The sequence below is a fragment of the Aeromonas sp. 604176 genome (assembly GCF_049170755.1).
GTDB lineage: Bacteria > Pseudomonadota > Gammaproteobacteria > Enterobacterales > Aeromonadaceae > Aeromonas > Aeromonas veronii_A.
In genome coordinates this window covers 1-19,749 of record NZ_JAAKNE010000027.1, presented here as the reverse complement: position 1 = coordinate 19,749, position 19,749 = coordinate 1, and the positions used below count along the sequence as shown (strand labels likewise).

General features: G+C 62.5%; 14 protein-coding genes. 12 read left to right on the top strand and 2 right to left on the bottom strand.

Annotated elements, in window-relative coordinates; genetic code table 11:
• Both G5358_RS07065 and G5358_RS07060 read left to right on the top strand, forming a co-directional pair.
• Complete coding sequence (locus G5358_RS07065) at window positions 1-1,902, top strand: transglycosylase SLT domain-containing protein (protein ID WP_216954150.1); 1,902 nt, start codon at window positions 1-3, stop codon at window positions 1,900-1,902.
• A gap of 177 nt (window positions 1,903-2,079) precedes the next feature.
• A complete protein-coding gene (locus G5358_RS07060) occupies window positions 2,080-3,078 on the top strand; it encodes a LacI family DNA-binding transcriptional regulator (RefSeq protein WP_040066127.1) in 999 nt (332 codons plus the stop codon).
• A gap of 77 nt (window positions 3,079-3,155) precedes the next feature.
• Here G5358_RS07060 and G5358_RS07055 read toward each other — a convergent pair whose 3' ends face one another.
• Together G5358_RS07055 and G5358_RS07050 are read right to left on the bottom strand one after the other, a co-directional pair.
• A complete protein-coding gene (locus G5358_RS07055) occupies window positions 3,156-4,220 on the bottom strand; it encodes a 3-deoxy-7-phosphoheptulonate synthase (RefSeq protein WP_236357319.1) in 1,065 nt (354 codons plus the stop codon).
• A gap of 126 nt (window positions 4,221-4,346) precedes the next feature.
• Window positions 4,347-6,299, bottom strand: coding sequence for a TonB-dependent receptor domain-containing protein (locus tag G5358_RS07050; RefSeq protein WP_421323850.1), 1,953 nt, complete (start codon window positions 6,297-6,299; stop codon window positions 4,347-4,349).
• Window positions 6,300-6,565: 266 nt separating this feature from the next.
• On the opposite strand from G5358_RS07050, the gene G5358_RS07045 reads away from it, so the two are divergent.
• The 10 genes from G5358_RS07045 to G5358_RS07000 all read left to right on the top strand — a co-directional run.
• Window positions 6,566-7,714 (top strand): isochorismate synthase, encoded by a 1,149-nt coding sequence (locus G5358_RS07045; RefSeq protein ID WP_421323849.1) that lies wholly within the window; start codon window positions 6,566-6,568, stop codon window positions 7,712-7,714.
• Entirely contained in the window at window positions 7,711-9,363 is a 1,653-nt protein-coding gene (locus G5358_RS07040) for a (2,3-dihydroxybenzoyl)adenylate synthase (protein WP_421323848.1), read from the top strand. Before G5358_RS07045 ends, G5358_RS07040 begins: the two co-directional genes overlap by 4 nt.
• Window positions 9,360-10,292 carry an isochorismatase family protein gene (locus tag G5358_RS07035; RefSeq protein WP_421323847.1) on the top strand — a complete coding sequence of 311 codons (933 nt, stop codon included), beginning with the start codon at window positions 9,360-9,362 and terminating at the stop codon, window positions 10,290-10,292. The genes G5358_RS07040 and G5358_RS07035 overlap by 4 nt, the downstream gene beginning before the upstream one ends.
• Window positions 10,289-11,056, top strand: coding sequence for a 2,3-dihydro-2,3-dihydroxybenzoate dehydrogenase (gene dhbA / locus G5358_RS07030; protein WP_421323846.1), 768 nt, complete (start codon window positions 10,289-10,291; stop codon window positions 11,054-11,056). The genes G5358_RS07035 and dhbA overlap by 4 nt, the downstream gene beginning before the upstream one ends.
• A 125-nt stretch (window positions 11,057-11,181) precedes the next feature.
• Window positions 11,182-15,171: an amino acid adenylation domain-containing protein gene (locus G5358_RS07025; protein WP_421323845.1), complete on the top strand. Its 3,990-nt coding sequence runs from the start codon at window positions 11,182-11,184 to the stop codon at window positions 15,169-15,171.
• Window positions 15,168-16,037, top strand: a complete 870-nt coding sequence (locus G5358_RS07020) for a hypothetical protein (protein ID WP_421323844.1) — start codon at window positions 15,168-15,170, stop codon at window positions 16,035-16,037. The genes G5358_RS07025 and G5358_RS07020 overlap by 4 nt, the downstream gene beginning before the upstream one ends.
• Before the next feature lie 268 nt (window positions 16,038-16,305).
• Window positions 16,306-17,394: a pyruvate dehydrogenase (acetyl-transferring) E1 component subunit alpha gene (pdhA, locus tag G5358_RS07015; protein ID WP_421323843.1), complete on the top strand. Its 1,089-nt coding sequence runs from the start codon at window positions 16,306-16,308 to the stop codon at window positions 17,392-17,394.
• The gene (locus G5358_RS07010) at window positions 17,387-18,373 is read left to right on the top strand and encodes an alpha-ketoacid dehydrogenase subunit beta (protein WP_040066143.1); all 987 of its coding nucleotides are present in this window, start codon (window positions 17,387-17,389) and stop codon (window positions 18,371-18,373) included. The genes pdhA and G5358_RS07010 overlap by 8 nt, the downstream gene beginning before the upstream one ends.
• On the top strand, window positions 18,370-19,470 hold the full coding sequence (locus G5358_RS07005) for a dihydrolipoamide acetyltransferase family protein (RefSeq protein WP_005359484.1): 1,101 nt from the start codon (window positions 18,370-18,372) through the stop codon (window positions 19,468-19,470). Before G5358_RS07010 ends, G5358_RS07005 begins: the two co-directional genes overlap by 4 nt.
• A gap of 217 nt (window positions 19,471-19,687) precedes the next feature.
• On the top strand, window positions 19,688-19,749 hold a 62-nt coding region (locus G5358_RS07000; RefSeq protein WP_421297730.1), incomplete at its 3' end, for a cold-shock protein.

Genomic DNA, 19,749 nt, shown 5'->3' with positions numbered 1-19,749 from the left:
GTGAAAGCTGTATGGGGAATTGTTTTGTCGGTGCTGTTCGTGCCGACCCTGATGGCGCAGACTGCCGACCAGACGCTCTACCGTCAGGCGTATGACGCCGTACGGGCCAATGATCAGGCCCGTTTCCAGCAAATTCGTGCCCGTTTGACCCATTACCCCCTGCTCCCTTACCTCGATTACTATCAGCTCGCCTTTCGTCCTGGGGCGGCGGATTACAACGATGTGACCCGTTTTATCCGCCAGCATGGGGATACCCCCCAGTCCAACCGGCTGGAGCGCAGTTATCTGACCTATCTGGCCCAGAGCCAGCAGTGGTCGCAGTTCCTGCGCTTCTATCCGGCCAAGCCGAGCTCCACCGACCTGCTCTGCATGCACTATCAGGCGCTCTATTACACCGGCAAGCCGAAAGAGGCGTTGCAGGGGGCGGGCAAGATCTGGATGAGCGGTCAATCCCGTCCCGATGCCTGCTCCCCGTTATTTCAGCTGTGGCAGGCATCCGGTCAGCGTACCCAGGAGAAGATCTGGCAGCGGATGACGCTGGCGTTCGAGGCGGAAAACCCCAATCTGATCCGCCACCTTGGCGCGACCCTGGGTAGCGGCTTGCAGAGCTATGGCGATCAGATGGTGACCCTGTTCGAGCAGCCAGCCAAGGCGATGAACCCGGCCTATTTCAGCAGCAACCCCTATTCCCGCAAGCTGCTCTCCCTCGGTTTGACCCGCTATGCCAATCAGGAGCCGGAGTCGGTGCTGCGCCAGCTTGCGCTGTTTCGCAGCCGTTTCGGCCTGACCCAGGCCGAGGTGAAACCGGTAGAGCGTGCCATTGCCCGCCGCCTGCTGCTGGATCGCTCCATTGCCCAGCGTAGCTGGGTCGACAGCACGGTGAAAAAGCTGGCGGATCCCGACATCACCGAGCTGCGGGCGCGACTGGCCATCTGGGAGCAGGATTGGCGTGGCCTCTCCGGCTGGGTGAAGATGATGCCGATGGCCCGTCAGAAAGAGGATCGCTGGCGCTACTGGATGGCGCGCTCCCTTGAGGTGCAGGGGCAGCAAAAACCGGCGCGGGATCTCTATCTGGAGACCGCCAACCTGCGCGGTTTCTACGGCTTTATGGCCGCCCAGCGCACCGGCGTGCCCTATCGCATCAAGAACCAGAGCGTCAAGCATGTACCGGACTGGCGCACGGCCAGCCAGCGCTGGCCCTTCCTGTTGCGGGTGCGCGAATTGCTCTCGATGAACGAGATTGCGGCGGCCCGCTCGGAGTGGATCCACAACATGGATCGCAATCCGGTGGCCCAGCGCATCGAGTTTGGTCATATCGCCCTCAATCAGGGGTGGCACGAGCTGGCCATTCTCGCCAGTATTCGCGCCGAGGCATGGGATGCCCTCGACCTGCGCTTCCCGCTGCCGCTCAAGCGCACCTTCTCCCAGATGGCGCAAGAGCGCACCATGAACACCAGTTTGCTCTATGCCATATCCCGTCAGGAGAGTGCCCTCTATCCGCTGGCCCAGTCGCCGGTGGGGGCGCGCGGTCTGATGCAGTTGATGCCAGCCACCGCCAAAGAGACCGCTGGCAAGCTGGGGGTGCCCTATCGCAACGAGCAGCAACTATTTGATCCGACGATGAATATTCGTCTGGGGAGCGCCTATCTCAAGCGTTTGCTGGATGTCTATGATGGCAACCGGATCCTGGCGGCGGCCGCCTACAACGCCGGGCCAGGACGGGTAAAACGCTGGCGAGAGCAGAGTGACAACAAGCCGATGGACGTGTGGGTCGAGAGCATTCCCTACAAGGAGACCCGCAACTACGTGCAAAACGTGTTGTCGTTCGATCTCATCTATCAGCACAAGCTGCAGCAGCCGCTGCGCTTCATGTCAGAGCGGGAGCTCAATCACGCCTATTGAGTCGGGGGCCGCCAGCCGGCCCCTGTTTTCAAATTTCCCTGCTGCCGGGTATCATCGGGTAAGGTTTTGTTACCAAAGGAAACATGCCTGGTGACCTGGCTCCGGGAATTGCATCAGGCCGCAGGGTATACTCGGGCGTCGGCACCGACAGGTTCCCCCACAATAAAGGAATGGATAGTGGCAACGATTAAAGACGTTTCTCAGCTGGCAAATGTGTCTATCTCCACCGTGTCGCGGGTTATCAACAACACGGCACAGGTAGCACCGGAAAAGCGTGAGGCCGTACTGGCGGCCATGAAGGAACTGAATTTTCGACCCAACAGTTTTGCCCAGGCACTGGTCAGCAAGCGTTCCAACTGCATTGGCGTGCTGGTTGGCGACCTCTGCGGCGGCCCCTTCTTTGCCCAGATGATGCGTGGCATCGAAACCATGGTCGATCAGGCCAACAAGTTCACCATCGTCATGTCTGGCAACCACGATATCGCGCGCGAGCGTCATGCCATTCAGGCGCTGCTGCAGCGCCAGTGCGATGCGCTGATCCTCCACAGCAAGGCGCTCCCGGACGAGGAGCTGAGCGAGCTGGCGGCAGGCTCTACCCCCATCGTGTTCATCAACCGTCAGGTGCCGGGCTTTGAGGATCGCTGCGTCTGGCTCGATAACCAGGCGGGGATCACCACCGCGTGCCAGCACTTGTTGGATGCCGGTCATCGCAACATCGCCTTTATCACCTCCGATGATGAAGAGTTTGTAGATGGTCAGCAGCGGATGGCCGGTTACACCCAGACCCTGGCCAGAGCCGGGATCGCCTTTGATCCTGCACTCGTCAGCCGCGCCTTTGCCGACGAAAATGGCGGCTATGTGGCGATGAGTGAACTGCTGGCCCGTGGTGTCGAGTTCACGGCCGTGCTCGGTTTCAACGACGGCATGGTGGCGGGGGCGATCTCTTGCCTGCTGGAGCGGGGTTACAAGATCCCGCAGCAGGTGTCGGTGGTGGGGTTCGACGATATCCCCTACGCCCGCTACATCTATCCCAAGCTCACCACAGTGCGCTACCCCATCGAGGAGATGGGCAGCCGCGCTGCTGAACTGGCGCTGCGTCTGCTCGATCACAAGCCGGTGGACGGCCTGGCGCTCAAGTTTGAAGCCCAGCTGGTGGAGCGTGAGTCAGTCGCCTGACGTGCGTCAGACAGTGAACAACAAGGTGGCCCCATCGGGGCCACACTCTTTTCTGCGTTATCTCTCTAATCCGCCATTTATCCCGCCAGAGCGACCCGCTGCTGACGGCGCGCCTCAACCCCTTCTGCCACCATATCGAGCAGTTGCCTTGTCTGTTCCCAGCCGATGCAGCTATCGGTGATCGACTGGCCGTAGCACAGCGGTTTGCTGCCAATCTCCTGACGCCCTTCGCAAATAAAACTTTCCACCATGATGGCGGCGATGGCATGGCTACCTGCCCCCAGCTGGTTGGCAATGTCACGGGCAACCAGCAGCTGGCGGGCATGCTGCTTCTGGCTGTTGCCGTGGCTGCAATCGATCATCAGCCGGGGTGACAGATGATGCTGGCGCAGCAGCTCGCCAGCCTCTGCCACATGAAAGCTCTGATAGTTGGGCAGGCGGCCACCGCGCAGGATCAGGTGGCAGTCGGGGTTGCCATGGCTGCGCACCAGTGCCAGCTGGCCATCACCGGAAGGTTGGGTATAGAGGTGGGCCGCTCGGCTGGCGAGGATCGCCTCTACCGCGATCCGGATATTGCCGTCGGTACCGTTTTTAAAACCGATGGGGCAGGGAAGGGCCGAGGCCAGCTGGCGGTGGAGCTGGGATTCGGTGGTGCGAGCGCCAATGGCACCCCAGCTGATGAGATCCCCCAGATAGAGCATGCTGGTGAGATCGAGAAATTCGGTGGCACAGGCGAGCCCTTCCTGTCCAAGTGCCAACAGTAACTCCCGAGCCTGGGTTAGTCCCTTTTCCAGTCGATCGCTGCCATCGAGGTCGGGATCGAAGATAAATCCTTTCCAGCCGAGCGTCGTGCGCGGCTTTTCGAAATAGGTGCGCATTACCAGTTGCAGTTGCTCCCCGTATTGGCCCTGCAGTTCAGCGAGCCGGCCACCATAGTCGCGGGCGGCTGCCGGATCGTGAATGGAGCAGGGGCCGATCACCAGTAGCAGGCGATCATCCTCTCCCTGCAGAATATGGCGGGCTTGCTGGCGGCTGCGTGCGATCTGGCGAGCGAGCCGTGCCGGACAGGGTCTGGCCTTTAACATCTCGTCAGGGGTGGGCAGGGTGGCAAGGGGTGAAGCATTCAGAAGTGAGGTGAACATGAGCGATCCTGATGACAAATGGAAATCTGCATGCTCTTTGCTGTCCAGTGGGGATCTTCCCCTTATTCTCTTGGTTAACAGAGCGCGGGCATGGGCCCGCGCTCTGTTATATCGGCCTTGGCTACCTTAGAAGCGGGCTGAGCCGCTGACGTAGTAGCTGCGACCCGGTTCGACGTTCTGAAAGACTGTATCTTTCTCTTGCAGGCGAACGTCGGTCAGGTTGTTGATCCCCAGCCGCAGGTCAAAGTTCTCTGTGACCTTGAAGCCGGTGCCGAGATCAAAGGTCTGATAGCTGGGCAGCTTGTGCAGTACGACAACCTTGTTGACGGTCTGCTCGGCAAACTGGGTGCCGGTGTAGGTGGTGCCGACAAAGGCATTTACCCGCTCGGTGGCCTGCCAAGTGATCTTGGCGTTGGCCTTGTGCTCCGGCCGCTCGGGCAGAGCCTGACCCTGATCGCCTTCCGCCTTGAGGTAGGTGTAGTTGGCTCCAAGGTTGATATTGTCGGTCAGATCGAGCTTGCCGGTCAGCTCCAACCCCTTGGTGGTGGCTTTCTCCAGGTTGTACCAGGTGCGGTCAGTGGAGTTCGGCAGCTGTTTGAAGGTGAGCATGTCGTCGATGTCGGAGTAGAACAGGGTGGCGCTGGTTTCCCAGATCCCTTCTCCTGCGATGACACCCAGCTCGTAGTTGGTGCTGGTTTCCGGCTTGACCTTGTCACTGCCATAGATGCGGCAGCTGCCGCCGCAGCTCTCGATGCTGTAACCGTTGGAGTACTGGTGTGGTGCCGGTGCCTTGAAGGCCTGGCTGACACCGCCTTTCACTGTCACCACATCGTTCATCTCATAGACCAGATAGCCGCGCGGGGTGAAGTGGCTGCCGTAGATCTCGTGGTGATCGTAACGGCCGCCCAGCGTGAAGGTCAGGCTGTCGGTCAGGCCAATTTCATCCTGGGCGAACAGCGCCTCCTGAGAGTGACTCTCTTTGCCGCCGATATCCTTGTAGCTCACCGCATCCACCAGCTCCCGGTCCAGATATTCACCACCCAGGGTCAGGTAGTGGTTGGCCAGCGCCAGGTTGGTATAGCCCTTGAGGGTCAGGGTGTTCTCTTCCAGCTCCCGCTGCTGCGGGGCCGAGTAGCTGGTGTTGAAGTCGTCGATCTGGGAGGTCTCGTAGTTGGCCATGACGGTGGTGTCACCCCAGCTCCAGTTCCCCTTGTGAGTCAGGCCAAACAGGTTGCGATCATTCTGCTGCTGGCGGCTGTGAACCTTGTTGCCGGTCTTGCGGAAGATATCGAGAGGCCGCTCATCCTGGTTGTAGAGATAGTCAAACTCGAAGCGTTGCTGCTCATCCACCAGCCAGCTCAGGGTGGAGGCAAAGTTACGGGTCTGTTTGGCTTCGATGAGGGGGATGCCGTCGGCCGCTTCGGGCGGAGTCCAGGCTTGACGGTCATACACCTCGCCGTTCATCCGGATCAGCAGGTTGTCGGTCAGCGGGCCGGTAAAGCCCAGGTTGGTTCTGTGCTGATCGCCGCCATCCTTGCCTTCGATAGCCTTGAAGTCGGCATCGGCCGCCCCTTGCCAGGTTTTGCCCGGCTGCTTGGTGATGATGTTGATGACACCACCGATGGCATCGGAGCCGTAAAGTGCCGACATGGGGCCACGGATCACCTCGACCCGCTGGATCATTCCAAGGGGCACGGGAGTGTTGTCGAAGTTGCCGCCGCGCCACAGGGCATTGGAGGAGGAGAGGCGTTTGCCATCCACCAGTACCAGCGTGTATTTGCCGGACATGCCGCGAATGCCGATATCGCTGCGGCCATTGGTGTCAGCTTCAGCCTGAATGCCCACTTCGTGGCGCAGCAGGTCGGCAAGGTCATTGACCGGCGCGGCGGCGATCTGTTCTGCCGTGATGACAGAGATGGAGGCCGGTGCTGAGCGGGTATTGTGCGCCGTGGTGGTGACGGTGATCACCTCATCGGCTTGAGGGGCGTTGCTGGCGGCGATCGCTTGCTGGGTCAGCAGGGTGACGATGGTAGTGGCCAGCAGGCTGGGAGCAATAAAACGGGAGGTTGAGGATTTCATTATTTACATCTTCCACAATATATAAATGATAAGCGTTATCATTATCAAATTGAATTTGCTCCGATCGCAACTCTTTTTTATCGGCGAAGCTCAGTTTCGTTCGTCACCCTCTTTTGACTAAAAAAAAGTTAATGAAATTGATTCTCATTTGTATTGATCGTTTTTTCGCTCCTTGTTAGGATGCCGTTCACCCTGACATCTGGTGAGTCAAATGACTCACTTTAAGTCGTGTCAGGCAGTGATTCATTCCAAGGAGTAGCACCGTCATGTGTGACCATGCACTGGAAGGAGAGTGGCCCGCAGCAACTGCCGGGCTGGATAAAGCGTGCTGTTTTGCCAGCGGTGGCAGGGTTCTGGTCGCCTCCGGTATCCACGACAGTTTTACCGGCATCCCGCCGGAGAAGCTGCTCGCCCATCTGCGTCAGTTGCGCCAGCAGGGGATGGCCAATCCCATCGCCATCGGCGCCATTCCGTTTGATACCCAATCCCCCTGGCATCTGGTGATCCCGGCGCAATCGCAGTGGGTCGCAAGGGATGCGCTGTTGCCCGCCCGCTGTTGCCAGCTCCATGGCGAGGTGAGCGAAGTGACCGGCTCCGCCCACTATCAGGGGGCGGTGCGGGCAGCGTTGCAGCAGTTCAGCGAGGGGCAGCTCGAGAAAGTGGTGTTGTCGCGCGCCATTGATGTGCAGAGCGCAGAGCAGACCTCCCCCGCACACGCCTATGGCTCTCTGTTGGCCCAGAATCCGGGCGCCTATGTGTTCCAGATCCCGCTGCCGGATGGGGAGACCCTGCTTGGCGCCAGCCCCGAGCTGCTGGTATCGCGCAGCGAGATGGCGGTGGTGAGCAATCCGCTGGCGGGCTCCCGTCCGCGCCACGCGTTTTCCGATCAACAGGCGGCCAGTGTCGAACTGCTGGGGGCGCAGAAGGATCGCTATGAACATGCGCTGGTGGCCGATGCGGTCGCCACCGTCCTCGATCCCTTCTGCCGCGAGCTGGACGTCCCTCTGGAGCCGCAGGTGATCGCCACTCCTACCATGTGGCACCTCTCGACCCGCATCGCCGGGCGGCTCCATGAGCCCTCTCCCGTGCTGGCACTGGCGCTGGCGTTGCACCCGACACCGGCGGTGTGCGGCACGCCGCTCTCGGCAGCACGTCAGGCCATCGCCCGGCTTGAGGGGTACGATCGCCGCTTCTACTGTGGCGCCGTCGGCTGGATGGATGCCGATGGCAATGGCGAGTGGGTGGTCACCATCCGCTGTGGCGTGCTGGCTGGCAGGCAACTGCGGCTCTATGCCGGCGCCGGGGTTGTGGTGGGCTCTTCGCCGGAAGCGGAGTGGCAGGAGACCGCCGCCAAGCTTGGCACCATGTTGCGTGCCTTCGGCCTCGAAAGCCGGGAGCCGGAGGTAACCGCATGAAGCCGCTGGTGCCCTTTACCCCCTGGCCTGTCGAGCTGGCTGCCCACTACCGGGCACAAGGGTGGTGGTGCGGACAACCGCTCACCGCCCTGCTCGATGACTCCGCCGAACGTTATCCCGAGCGCACGGCCCTGATCTGTGGCGAACGCACCCTCAGTTATGGCCGGTTAAAGCGTGAGGTCGATGCACTGGCGGCGCGGCTGGCCGCGCGCGGGCTGGGCCACGGAGATACCGCGCTGGTGCAGTTGCCCAACTGCGCCGAGTTCTATATCTGCTGGTTTGCCCTGATCCGCTGCGGCGTAGTGGCGGTGCATGCCCTCTACAGCCATCAGCGGCGCGAGCTGGTGGCCTTTGCCCGCCAGATTGAGCCCGCCTTGCTGGTTCTCAGCCCCTCCCATCCCGGCTTTGCCGGTGAAGCGGGGAGCCTCGCGGCCCTTGATGAGCTGGTATCTCCTTCCTGCCAGACACAGCTGTTCGAGCAGGCTGAAGGGGGTGATCTTCAGTCTGGATTTGCATGGCGTCGGCCTGAATTGATGGCTAGTACTGATGGTTCTGTGCAGGTGGCTGCTGCGCCAACACCTGCACCGACTCCGGCCGATCAGGTCGCCTTTTTCCAGCTCTCCGGCGGCAGTACCGGCACCCCCAAACTGATCCCCCGCACCCACGATGACTATGGCTACAGCGTGCGCCAGAGCGTAGCGGTGTGCGGTTGGGATGAGCGGGTGATCTATCTCTGCGCTCTGCCAGCGCCCCACAACTTTCCCCTGAGCTCCCCCGGGGCACTCGGGGTGTTTTATGTCGGTGGCTGCGTGGTGCTGGCAAAGGATCCTTCCGCCGCAACCTGTCTGCCGCTGGTGCAGCGCCATCAGGTCAACTGGGCGGCACTGGTGCCACCGGCTCTGGCGCTCTGGCTGGAGGCGGCCAGCCACTATCCGCAGACCTCTCTGGAGTGTGTGCAGGTGGGCGGTGCGCGCCTCAGCCCGGCTCATGCCGAGGCGGTGGCGAGCCGCCTTGGTTGCCGTTTGCAGCAGGTGTTTGGCATGGCAGAGGGGCTGGTCAACTACACCCGCATCGAGGATGACCAGTGGCACATCGTCAATACCCAGGGCCGTCCGATGAGCCCGGGCGACGAGGTGGAGGTGCGAGACAGCGACGGGCACCCCTTGCCTGATGGCGAGTGCGGCGAGCTCTGGACGCGTGGCCCCTACACCTTTCGCGGTTACTTCAAGGCCGATGCCCACAATCAGCGTGCCTTCGACCGGGACGGTTTCTACTGCACCGGCGATCTGGTCTGCCGCTTGCCCGGCGGTCATCTGATAGTGGTGGGGCGCAACAAGGATCAGATCAACCGGGGTGGGGAGAAGATCGACGCCCTCGAGATTGAAGAGCTGTTGCTGACCCACCCGGAGGTGCGGCAGGCGGCGCTGGTCGCCATGCCTGATCCCATGCTCGGGGAGCGCAGCTGCGCCTTTTTGATGTGCCGCGAGCCCCTCAATCTGCCCCGCTTGCGCCGTTTCCTGCGCGAGCAGGGGGTGGCCGATTACAAACTGCCCGATCGCCTGGTGCTGGTGGAGCAACTGCCCCACACCCCGGTCGGCAAGATAGACAAACAGACGCTGCGCGAGCAGCTCGCCAAGGAGTGTGCATGACCATTCAATCCCTCGCAGCCTACCCGCTGCCTACCGATGAGGAGCTGCCAACCGGGCGGGTGAACTGGCCCTTCGAACCGGGCCGCGCCGCCTTGCTGGTCCACGATATGCAGCACTATTTCGTCGATTTCTACGGGCCGGACAATCCGCTGATCAATCAGGTCATCGACCATATCGCCACCCTGATCCGTCAGGCGCGAGCTCTTGGCATGCCGGTGGTCTATACCGCCCAGCCTGCCGAGCAGAGCCTGGCCGATCGGGCGCTACTTAACGACATGTGGGGGCCGGGACTGACCCGGGCGCCGGAGCGTCAGCCGATTGTTCCGGCGCTGGCACCCGAGCCGCAGGATACGGTGCTGACCAAGTGGCGCTACAGCGCTTTTTGTCGCTCACCGCTGGCGGAGCTGATGGCCGGATGGGGGCGGGATCAGCTGGTGATCTGTGGCATCTACGGTCATATCGGGGTAATGCAGACGGCGGTCGATGCCTTTATGCGTGATATCCGCCCCTTCCTGGTGGCTGATGCCATCGCCGACTTTTCCCGCGAGGATCATCTGCTGGCGCTCTCCTATGTCAGCCGCAATGCCGGTCGGGTGATCACCGTGGCCGAGGTGATGGCGGTCAGCAAACGCCCTCTGACCCGGGAGTCGCTGCGTGCTCAGGTGCTGGCGCGGCTGCCCGCCGAGATGCAGCAGGAGCAGCCCACCGAGGATGACAACCTGCTCGACTACGGTCTCGACTCGCTGGCTGTGATGGGGCTGGTGGAAGAGTGGCGTCAGCAGGGGCTGGTGGTGGAGCTGGCCGAGTTGGCCCGCACGCCGACCCTGGCTCACTGGTGGGCGCTCCTCTCCCGTCAGCTTCACGTCAGTCAGGCCACGGCTTATCAGGCCAACGAAGAGCACGTCAGCGAACCGGAGTGCACCCTATGAGCGAGTGGCAAGGCAGAACCGTCTGGGTGACCGGCGCAGCGCAGGGAATTGGCCATGCGGTGGCGGGCACCTTTGCCGAGGCAGGGGCCAGCGTGGTGGCGTTTGATCTGCAACTGGCCGAGGCACTGCCCGGCAACGTGAAGGGGGTGGTGATCGATGTGAGCGACAGCGAGGCCGTGGCCCGCTGCTGCGAACAGCTGTTCGACGAGGGACTGGGGCCCGATGTGCTGGTCAATGTCGCTGGCGTACTGGCGACCGGCAGGCTCGATGAGGTGGATGACGCCCTCTTGCAGCGCACCTTCGCCATCAACACTTTCGCCCCCTTCTACCTGATGCGGGCCCTGACCCCCTGGTTTCAGGGACGGCGCAGGGGCGCCATCGTCAATGTCTCCTCCAATGCCGGTCGGGTGCCACGAGTGGGGATGGGTATCTATGGCGCCTCCAAGGCGGCGCTGACCAGCCTCACCCAAACGGCGGGGTTGGAGCTTGCACCCTACGGCGTGCGCTGCAATCTGGTGTCACCGGGTTCGACCCGAACCCCGATGCTGTACGGCATGTGGCAGGAGGGGGAGGCGGCGCAGCAGGAAGGAGAGCTGCGCACCATCGCGGGCCTGCCCGGGCAGTTCAAGCTGGGGATCCCCCTTGGCAAACTTGGGACCCCCGACGAGGTGGCTGCCTGCGTGCTGTTTCTCGCCTCCGATGCCGCCAGCCATATCACCTTGCAGGATCTGGTGGTCGATGGCGGTGCCACCCTAGGGGTCTAGCCTGCACTCTGCCGATCTGGCAGGCGTGACACTCTCTTTATGGAGGAGGCCTGGCCTCCTCGCTTTTCAGCCATGCGGGCAGGGGCAAGTCACTGCTCGCTCGATGTTTGCGCAAGGACATTCCCATGGAACAGACAATGGCGATGCGCGCCACCCACCAGCGTGGTGATCACCCGTGCTGGCCGCTAACCACCGCTCAGGCGGGCATCTGGTTTGCCCAGCAAAAATATCCGCAGAGCCCCGCCTGCAATACCGGCGAGTACTGGCTGCTGGAGGGGGCGCTGGCTCCCCATCACTTCACCCGAGCGGTGCGTCAGACCATCGACGAGATCCCCGGTCTGCACTGCGCCTTTGTGGCCACTGCCGATGGCCCGCAGATGGTGGCCAACCCCGCCTGCTGGCAGCTGAGCGAGCGGGATCTGCGCAGCGAAGCCGACCCGCTCGCAGCCGCGCAGGCCGAGATGCGTGCGCAGTTGGCCGTCCCCTTCAATCTGGCCGGGGGGCCGCTGTTTGCCACCACCCTCTATCGCCTTGGCGAGGGGCGGTGGGCCTGGTTTATCGCCGTGCACCATATCGCCATCGACGGGTTTGGCCTGAGTTTGCTCTGCCAGCGGGTGGCGAGCTGGTATGAGGCGCTCTGCATGGGCGAGCAGCCTGCTCCCTGTCGTTATGCGACCCAGCAGGAGTTGTTGGCCGAGGAGGCGGCCTATCAGGACTCACCGCGTGCCGCGCGGGATCGCGATTTCTTCGTGCAGCAGCTGGCCGGGGTGGAGAACCCGGCGTCGCTCTCCCGCCGTCCGGCGCAAGGGCCGGGCCCCACATATCGTCTTGAACAACGGCTTGCTGGCCGCCAGTGGCAGGCATTGGTGGCGCGGGCGAGTCGTTCGGCCTGTCACCCCTACAGCCTGCTGCTGGCGGCGCTGGCCAGCTATGTGCAGCGGATGAGTGGCGCTGGCGAGGTGGTGCTGGGTATTCCGCTGATGGGGCGGCTGGGCTCAGCGGCGGCCGATACCCCCTGCATGAAAGTCAATGTGGTGCCCCTGCGCATCGAGCTGAGCGGCACCAGCCGGGTAGGGGAGTTGCTGGCACAGGTCGAGCGGCAATTTGCCGCCCTGCGCCGTCATCAGGGCTGCCGTCAGGAGTGGTTGCAACAGCGTCAGCCGGGCCAGCCGCTGTTTGGCCCTCAGGTCAATTTGATGCCCTTTGCCCGCACCCTCAGCGTTGGTGAAGGGCACAACCAGGTTCGTGGCGAGGTGCAGGTGCTGGCGGCGGGGCCGGTGGAGGAGTGCGCCTTCTACTTTGCCGAGGAGGCAGGCGCTATGACCCTGACCCTCGAAGCACATCAGGGGCGCTTCAGCCAACAGGAGAGCGAACGTCATCTGGCCCGACTGCTGGCCTATCTGGCCGCCTGGAGTGAGGCGGATGACGAGGTGGAGGCAGTGCGTTTGCCGCTGCTGCTGCCTTGCGAGCAGGCTGAGCTGGCGCGCTGGAACCAGACCGACTATCCGTTGCCGACCACCACCCTGAGCGCACTGCTGGCCGAGGGGCTGGCGGCGGCAGATCAGAGCGCCATCGCGCTGGAGTGTGGCGCCGAGCGCTGGAGTGTGGCCGAGCTGCGCCAGCGCACCCGCCAGCTGGCCAGCTATCTGGCGGGGAGGGGCGTGGGCCCCGGTTGCCGGGTGGCGGTGGTGATCCCGCGCGCTCCCGAGCTTATTCTCGCCCAGCAGGCCATCATGGCGGTGGGAGCCGTCTACGTGCCCGTTGATCTGGACTATCCGGCGGAGCGGATTGGCTACATTCTCGCCAGCAGCGATCCTGCGCTGGTGTTGACCAGCCATACGCTTCAGATGCCGCTCGATGTGGCGGCGCCACTTGTCTGCCTCGATGCCCCCGGTGTGGCAGAGCAACTGGCGACGATAGACGTGGCGGGGATAGCACCTTGTGATCTGCCAGCCCCCAAACCGGAAGATGCGGCCTACATCATCTACACTTCCGGCTCGACCGGTCGGCCCAAAGGGGTGGTGGTGAGCCATGGCGCCATCGTCAACCGGCTGCTCTGGATGCAGCACATGTATCCCATCGGCCCGGCGGATCGGGTGCTGCAAAAGACCCCGGCCGGTTTCGATGTCTCCATCTGGGAGTTTTTCTGGCCCTTTATGACCGGGGCGCGGCTGGTGCTCGCCAAACCGGGCGGCCACAAGGATCCCGCCTACCTTGCCGAACTGATTGAGCAGGCCGGGATCACCACCTTGCACTTTGTCCCCTCCATGCTGCAGATCTTTGTCACTCAGGCCGAGCCTGCGCGTTGCCGCGCCCTGCGGCAGGTCTTCTGCTCCGGCGAGGCGCTGCCCGCGGATCTGGTGCAGCGCTGGTATGGAACATTTTCAGCCCCCCTGCACAACCTCTATGGCCCGACCGAGGCGGCGGTGGATGTCACTTGGTATCCCTGCCGGGCAGACGAGGCTGTAACCAGCGTGCCCATCGGCTATCCGGTCTGGAATACCAGCATCCACATTCTCGACCCCTGGTTGCAACCGGTGCCCCCCGGTGTGGCGGGGGAGCTCTGGATCGGCGGCGTGCAGGTGGCGGATGGCTACTTTGGCCAGCCCGAGCTCACCGCCGAGCGCTTTATTGCCAACCCCTTCGGCGCGGGACGGCTCTATCGCAGCGGCGATCTGGCCGCCTGGCGCGAGGATGGCGCCATCGAGTATCTGGGGCGCCTCGATTTTCAGGTGAAGATCCGCGGCCAGCGCATTGAACTGGAGGAGATCGAACAGGTGCTGCTGCGCCATCCCCGGGTGGCGCAGGCGGTGGTGCTGGCCCCCGAATTTACCCCCGGCGATCGCCGTCTGGTGGCCTATGTGGTGGCCGCAGATAGCAGCGAGCTGACGCTGGCCGAGCTGGCACCTGCCCTTGGCGCTGCCTTGCCTGACTACATGGTGCCGGGGCTCCTGGTCACTCTGGCTGAGCTGCCGCTCACTCCCAATGGCAAGCTGGATCGCAAGGGGCTGCCACTGCCCGACATGGCGTCGGCGGTGGGTCAGTCACTGCCGAAAACCCTGCTGGAGGAGCGGCTCTGTCGCCTCTTCGCCGAGATACTGGGGCTGGTGCGGGTCGGCGCCGACGATAACTTCTTTGCCCTCGGCGGCCACTCCCTGCTGGCGGCTCAACTGGTGGTGCGCATTGAAGAGTCGACCGGACAGGCGTTCACTTTGGCCAGTCTGTTCGAAGCGCCGAGCCCCGCCCAGCTGGCGCGCCGTCTGGGCGGCGAGCGGGAGGCCATGCCCATGCTGTTGCCCCTGCGGGCGCATGATGCTCAATCGGGTACATCGTGCCCCACCCTCTTTTGCGTCCATCCCGCAGGGGGGCTCGGCTGGTGTTATGCGCCGCTGGTGCCCCATCTGCCGGCCGACATGGCGGTCTATGCCCTGCAGGCAAGGGCGCTCTGCCAGCCGGATGCCCCGCTGCCCGCCAGCTTCGACGAGCTGGCACTCGACTATGTGACCGAGCTGCGTCGTCAGCAGAGCGAGGGGCCCTACTGGCTGCTCGGCTGGTCACTCGGGGGCATGCTGGTGCACCGGATGGCCGCCATGTTGCAAGAGCAGGGACAAGAGGTGGCCATGGTGCTGCTGCTCGATGCCTACCCCTGTCAGCAGTGGCAGACCCAGCCGTTGCCCGACGAGCAGCGGATGCTCGATGCGTTGCTGCGGATGGGAGGCATTGCGGTTGCGGACGACGCGCTCGATTCCCTTACTCGCGCCGAGGTGGTGGCCCGACTGGGGGCGGAGGGGAGTGCGCTGGCCATGCTCGACGAGCAGGTGGTGAGCGCCATGATTGAGCTGGTGGGCCACAACAACCGGCTAATCCGTCAGCCGGTCGACTACTGCTACCACGGGGAGGTGATCTTTATCGAGGCGTCAGCCTCCCGCCAGCCCTGGCTGGATGGGCGCGGCTGGGAGTCGCTGACAAAAGGGGAGATCCGCTATGAGCGTTTCCCCTGCCTGCATCAGGAGATGGTGCATCCCGACTGGCTGGCAAAGATTGGCGCCCTTATTGGTGAGCGGGTCGATGGGGTGGGGCAGCAACCGCACATCCGGCAGAAGGAGGACGCATGACCCCGGTTGCCGCTATCAGGGAAGCTTTGTTGGCGGGCAAACTGGTGGGGCTGGGGGAGCCGCATTGGCACCCGGATTTTATCCGGCGCCAGCACGCCTGGCTCTGTGATCCGGCGCTCTGGGGAGTCATGACCGATCTGGTGCTGGAGTGCGGCAACCGCCGCCATCAGGGCTTGCTCGATGCCTGGCTGACGGGGCAGGAGAGCTGGCAGGGTGAGCCGCTCACGCTGGCGCGGCTCTATCCGGTCTGGCTCGACTCCTGCGCCTTTCCCGCCTGGATGGCCCCCGAGTTTCCGGCTCTCTTTTCCGCTCTGCGCCAGAGCAATCTGGTGCGCCCTGAACATGTGCGGCTACGGGTGCATCTCTGCGAGCCCTTATTCGAGTGGCAGGAGATGAGCCCGGAGCGGTGGCAGCAACACAACAGGGGGCGGGATCAGGCGCTGGCCGACTATCTTCTTGCACTTCCCCCGCGCGGCGTGGTGGTGCTGGCGGGGACGCGTCATCTGCTCAAAGTCGCTGGGGATCCCCACTTTGCGCAGCCGACGCTGGGCCAGTTGCTGGAGGCAGCACGGCCGGGTTGGCTACAGGTGCTTCACCCTTGGCCAACGGTTGATGGGAAGGGAGATGGGGAAGAGGAGCGGGTGTGCGAGTTGGCCGGGATCGCGACTGCCGACCTCTATCCTCACTGGCCGGCGCATCCGCCGCTGGAGACCCTCATCGATCGGTTGGTGCGGGTGGCTGACCGGGGACGGGAGATGCGAATTTGCCCCACCTTGCTGGCCGAGCCCTGGCGCAGCCACTTGCTGAACCGCGCTCACCTGCTGCCAGTTGGCATGGCCCGCCAGCTGCAACAGTGGCTGGCGTAACTGTTGGTTGGCGTAACCGCTGACTTGAGTAACAGAAGGGGGAGCAAGGCTCCCCTTTTCAATATTTGGCATCCTGTCTTCAGCGCTGCAAAGTTGCACCATTTACGGCATACCTTGCCACTCATCGCCGAAAATTCAGCTCCTTCGCTACTTTAAAGAAGTTTCTACTGGTCTTACCTGAGTAAATCTCTTTGCTTTTTATTTAACAAGGTATTTACATTTAGGTGTCACCAGCATCGGTGACGCTCACAACGGCAAGGAGCCAGTTATGACCCATGTCGACATCCCTTTCCTTCGTTACCTCGATGCGGAAGGGTGCCCGGTCGCCACCTTACCGACCTGGCTGGACAAGGCGATACTGCACACCTTCTACCGCAATATGGTGATGGTGCGCAGCTATGACAAAAAAGCGATTGCGCTGCAACGAACCGGCAAACTCGGTACTTTTCCCTCCCATCTCGGCGCAGAAGCCGTGGGGATTGGCATCGGTCTCGCCATGCAGCCGCAGGATGTCTACGTCCCCTACTATCGGGACATGCCCACCCTCTATGTGCGGGGCGTGCCGATGGAGAAGAACCTGCAATATTGGGGCGGTGACGAGCGGGGCAGTTATTTTCTCAAACCCGATGGGACTCCCTCTGAAGATCTCCCCATCTGCGTTCCCATCGCCACCCAGATCACCCACGCTTGCGGTATTGCCTCTGCCTTCAAACTGCGTAATCAACCGCGCGTCGCCGTAGTCACTATCGGCGATGGCGGCACCTCCAAGGGGGATTTTCTGGAGGGGCTCAACTGCGCCGGTGTCTGGCACCTGCCGATGGTCATCATTGTCAACAACAACCAGTGGGCCATCTCGGTGCCGCGCAAGCTGCAATCGAGCGCTCCTACGCTGGCCCAAAAGGGGATTGGTGCAGGGGTGCGCAGCCTGCAGGTGGATGGCAACGATGTGGTGGCGGTCTACGATGCCGCGCGCGGTGCCGTCGAACGGGCCCGCAGCGGCAAGGGGCCGACCCTGATAGAAGCGGTCAGTTATCGCCTCGGCGATCACACCACGGCCGACGATGCCACTCGCTATCGCGATGGGGCCGAGGTCGAGGCCGCCTGGGCGAAAGAGCCGGTCAAGCGGCTGCGCCAGTTTATGCACAGCCAGGGGTGGTGGGATGAAGAGCAGGAGCAGAGCCTGCTGGTGGAAGCTACCCGAGAGGTCGAACAGGCGGTCGCCCGTTATGAGGCGATGGCGCCCCAGCCACCGGAGGCGATGCTCGATTATCACTACGCCAGCCTGCCCGACGAACTCTTGCCCCAGCGCGAGCGAGTGATTGCCAAGGGGATGAAGCAGGAGGTGGGCCATGAGTGAGATCAGTTTGCTGGAAGCGGTCAACATGGCCCTTCACTACGAGATGGAGCACGACCCGGATGTGGTGGTACTGGGTGAGGATGTGGGGGTCAACGGCGGGGTGTTTCGCGCCACCGTGGGCCTGCGCGACAAGTTCGGTTTCAAGCGGGTGATCGACACGCCGCTGGCCGAGGGGCTGATCGCCGGGGTGGCGGTCGGCATGGCCACCCAGGGGCTCAAGCCGGTGGCTGAGTTCCAGTTTCAGGGCTTCATCTTCCCCGGGATGGAGCAGATCATCTGTCAGGCGGCGCGGATGCGAAACCGCACCCGTGGCCGCCTCTCCTGTCCCCTCGTCTATCGCTCCCCGTATGGCGCGGGCATTCATTCGCCTGAACATCACAGCGAGAGCGTCGAGGCGCTGTTTGCTCATATTCCGGGGCTACGGGTGGTGATCCCCTCCAGCCCGAGGCGCGCTTATGGTTTGCTGCTCTCGGCCATACGCGATCCGGATCCCGTGATGTTTTTCGAACCGGATCGCATCTATCGCTCGATGAAATCCGAGGTGGTGGATGACGGTGTCGGCTTGCCGCTGGATGTCTGCTTCACCCTGCGCCCGGGCCGGGATATCACGATAGTGGCCTGGGGGGCCTGCATTCAGGAGGTGATGCGGGCGGCGAACCTGCTGGCCGAGCAGGATATCCAGTGCGAGGTGCTGGATCTGGCCACCATCAAGCCGCTGGATATGGAGACCATCCTCACCTCGGTGCGCAAGACCGGTCGCTTGCTGGTGGTACACGAGGCGTGTGGCAGCTTCGGGGTCGGAGCCGAAATCGTGGCGCGGGTGACCGAGCAGGCACTTCCCAGCCTCAAGGCGCCACCCAAGCGGCTGACCGGCGTGGATGCCGCCGTCCCCTACTATCGCAACGAGGCGTATTACCTCATCACCGAGCAGGATATCGCCGATGCCGCTCACCAGCTGATGGAGAACCAGTGGCTATGAAATTTTTCAAATTACCGGATCTGGGTGAAGGGTTGGCCGAAGCCGAGATCGTCGAGTGGAAGGTGAGTGCCGGTGATACCGTTGCGGTCGATCAGGTGCTGTTGTCGGTGGAAACGGCCAAGGCGCTGGTGGATGTACCCTCTCCGGTAGCCGGGGTGATTGCCCGTCTCTGCGGCGCCGAGGGGGATATCCTCCATATCGGTGCACCGCTGGTGGAGTTCGAGGGGGGCGAAGATGATGGCACCGTGGTGGGCAAGGTGAGCGCCCATCAGCAACATATCGAGGATCACTTCGTGGTGGGGGCCATTGCCCCGGGGGGATCGCTGGTGCAAGCCATGCCTGCCGTGCGCCTGCTGGCACAAAAACTGGGTCTGGATATCGAGCGGATCAAGGGGAGTGGCAGCGGCGGCATGGTGACCGAGCTGGATGTGCAGCAGGCATTCGAGGCCCAGCAGAGCAGTGGCAACGAATTCCTCAAAGGGTCGCGGCGGGCCATGGCCAAGGCGATGGAGCTCTCTCATCAGACTGTGGTGCCGGTCAGCATCACCGACGAGGTGGATTTGCGTCACTGGCGGCCTGATGAGGATGTGACGGTGCGCCTTATCAAGGCCATTGGCGTGGCGTGCCGCGCCGAGCCCTCGATGAATGCCTGGTTTGATGGCGACACCCTGTCACGGCGGCTGTTCAAAGAGGTCAATGTGGCCATCGCGGTGGATTCAAAGCATGGCCTCTATGTGCCGGTGATGGAGAACGTGGCCGAGCGGGAGGGGGCAGATATCCGGCAAGGGCTGGATCGGATGATCGCCGATGTGAAGGCGCGCGCCGTGCCCCGCGAGATGTTGCAGGGGGCGACCATTACGCTCACCAACTTCGGTGCCATCGCAGGCCGTTATGCCAGCCCCATCGTCACGCCGCCGCAGGTGGCCATCATAGGGGCAGGCAAACTGTTCGAAAAAGTGGTGTTCATCCATGGGGAAGCGCGTCCCGTCAGGGCATTGCCGCTGTCGATGACATTTGACCACAGAGCCTGCACTGGCGGGGAGGCGGCTCGTTTTCTCAGAGCGCTGGTCGAAGCGTTGGAAGCAGCCACCTTATAAGGGGTTGTGCCCTGTCATTGGCAGGGCACAAATTTGTTTGCGTAATCTACAAAGCCACGTATAATCCAAACCAGCTTGAAAGGGCGATAGTTATGTCAATGAATACGATGTTTCACATCTTGTCCTGTTGTTCATAAGTTAATCCCGTTTTTTGAGCTTTACCCGCTGAAAAGCATAAGTAATTATTTTGAATACAGGTTTAAAAGATATGTCTAACATGATCACCGGTACCGTTAAGTTTTTCAACGAAACCAAAGGTTTTGGCTTCATCCAGCAAGA

Coding starts and splice junctions, on each gene's coding strand:
- dhbA (WP_421323846.1), top strand. CDS start 10,289: ATGAGCGAGTGGCAAGGCAGAACCGTCTGGGTGACCGGCGCAGCGCAG.
- G5358_RS07035 (WP_421323847.1), top strand. CDS start 9,360: ATGACCATTCAATCCCTCGCAGCCTACCCGCTGCCTACCGATGAGGAG.
- G5358_RS07045 (WP_421323849.1), top strand. CDS start 6,566: ATGTGTGACCATGCACTGGAAGGAGAGTGGCCCGCAGCAACTGCCGGG.
- pdhA (WP_421323843.1), top strand. CDS start 16,306: ATGACCCATGTCGACATCCCTTTCCTTCGTTACCTCGATGCGGAAGGG.
- G5358_RS07010 (WP_040066143.1), top strand. CDS start 17,387: ATGAGTGAGATCAGTTTGCTGGAAGCGGTCAACATGGCCCTTCACTAC.
- G5358_RS07050 (WP_421323850.1), bottom strand. CDS start 6,299: ATGAAATCCTCAACCTCCCGTTTTATTGCTCCCAGCCTGCTGGCCACT.
- G5358_RS07055 (WP_236357319.1), bottom strand. CDS start 4,220: ATGTTCACCTCACTTCTGAATGCTTCACCCCTTGCCACCCTGCCCACC.
- G5358_RS07020 (WP_421323844.1), top strand. CDS start 15,168: ATGACCCCGGTTGCCGCTATCAGGGAAGCTTTGTTGGCGGGCAAACTG.
- G5358_RS07025 (WP_421323845.1), top strand. CDS start 11,182: ATGGAACAGACAATGGCGATGCGCGCCACCCACCAGCGTGGTGATCAC.
- G5358_RS07040 (WP_421323848.1), top strand. CDS start 7,711: ATGAAGCCGCTGGTGCCCTTTACCCCCTGGCCTGTCGAGCTGGCTGCC.
- G5358_RS07005 (WP_005359484.1), top strand. CDS start 18,370: ATGAAATTTTTCAAATTACCGGATCTGGGTGAAGGGTTGGCCGAAGCC.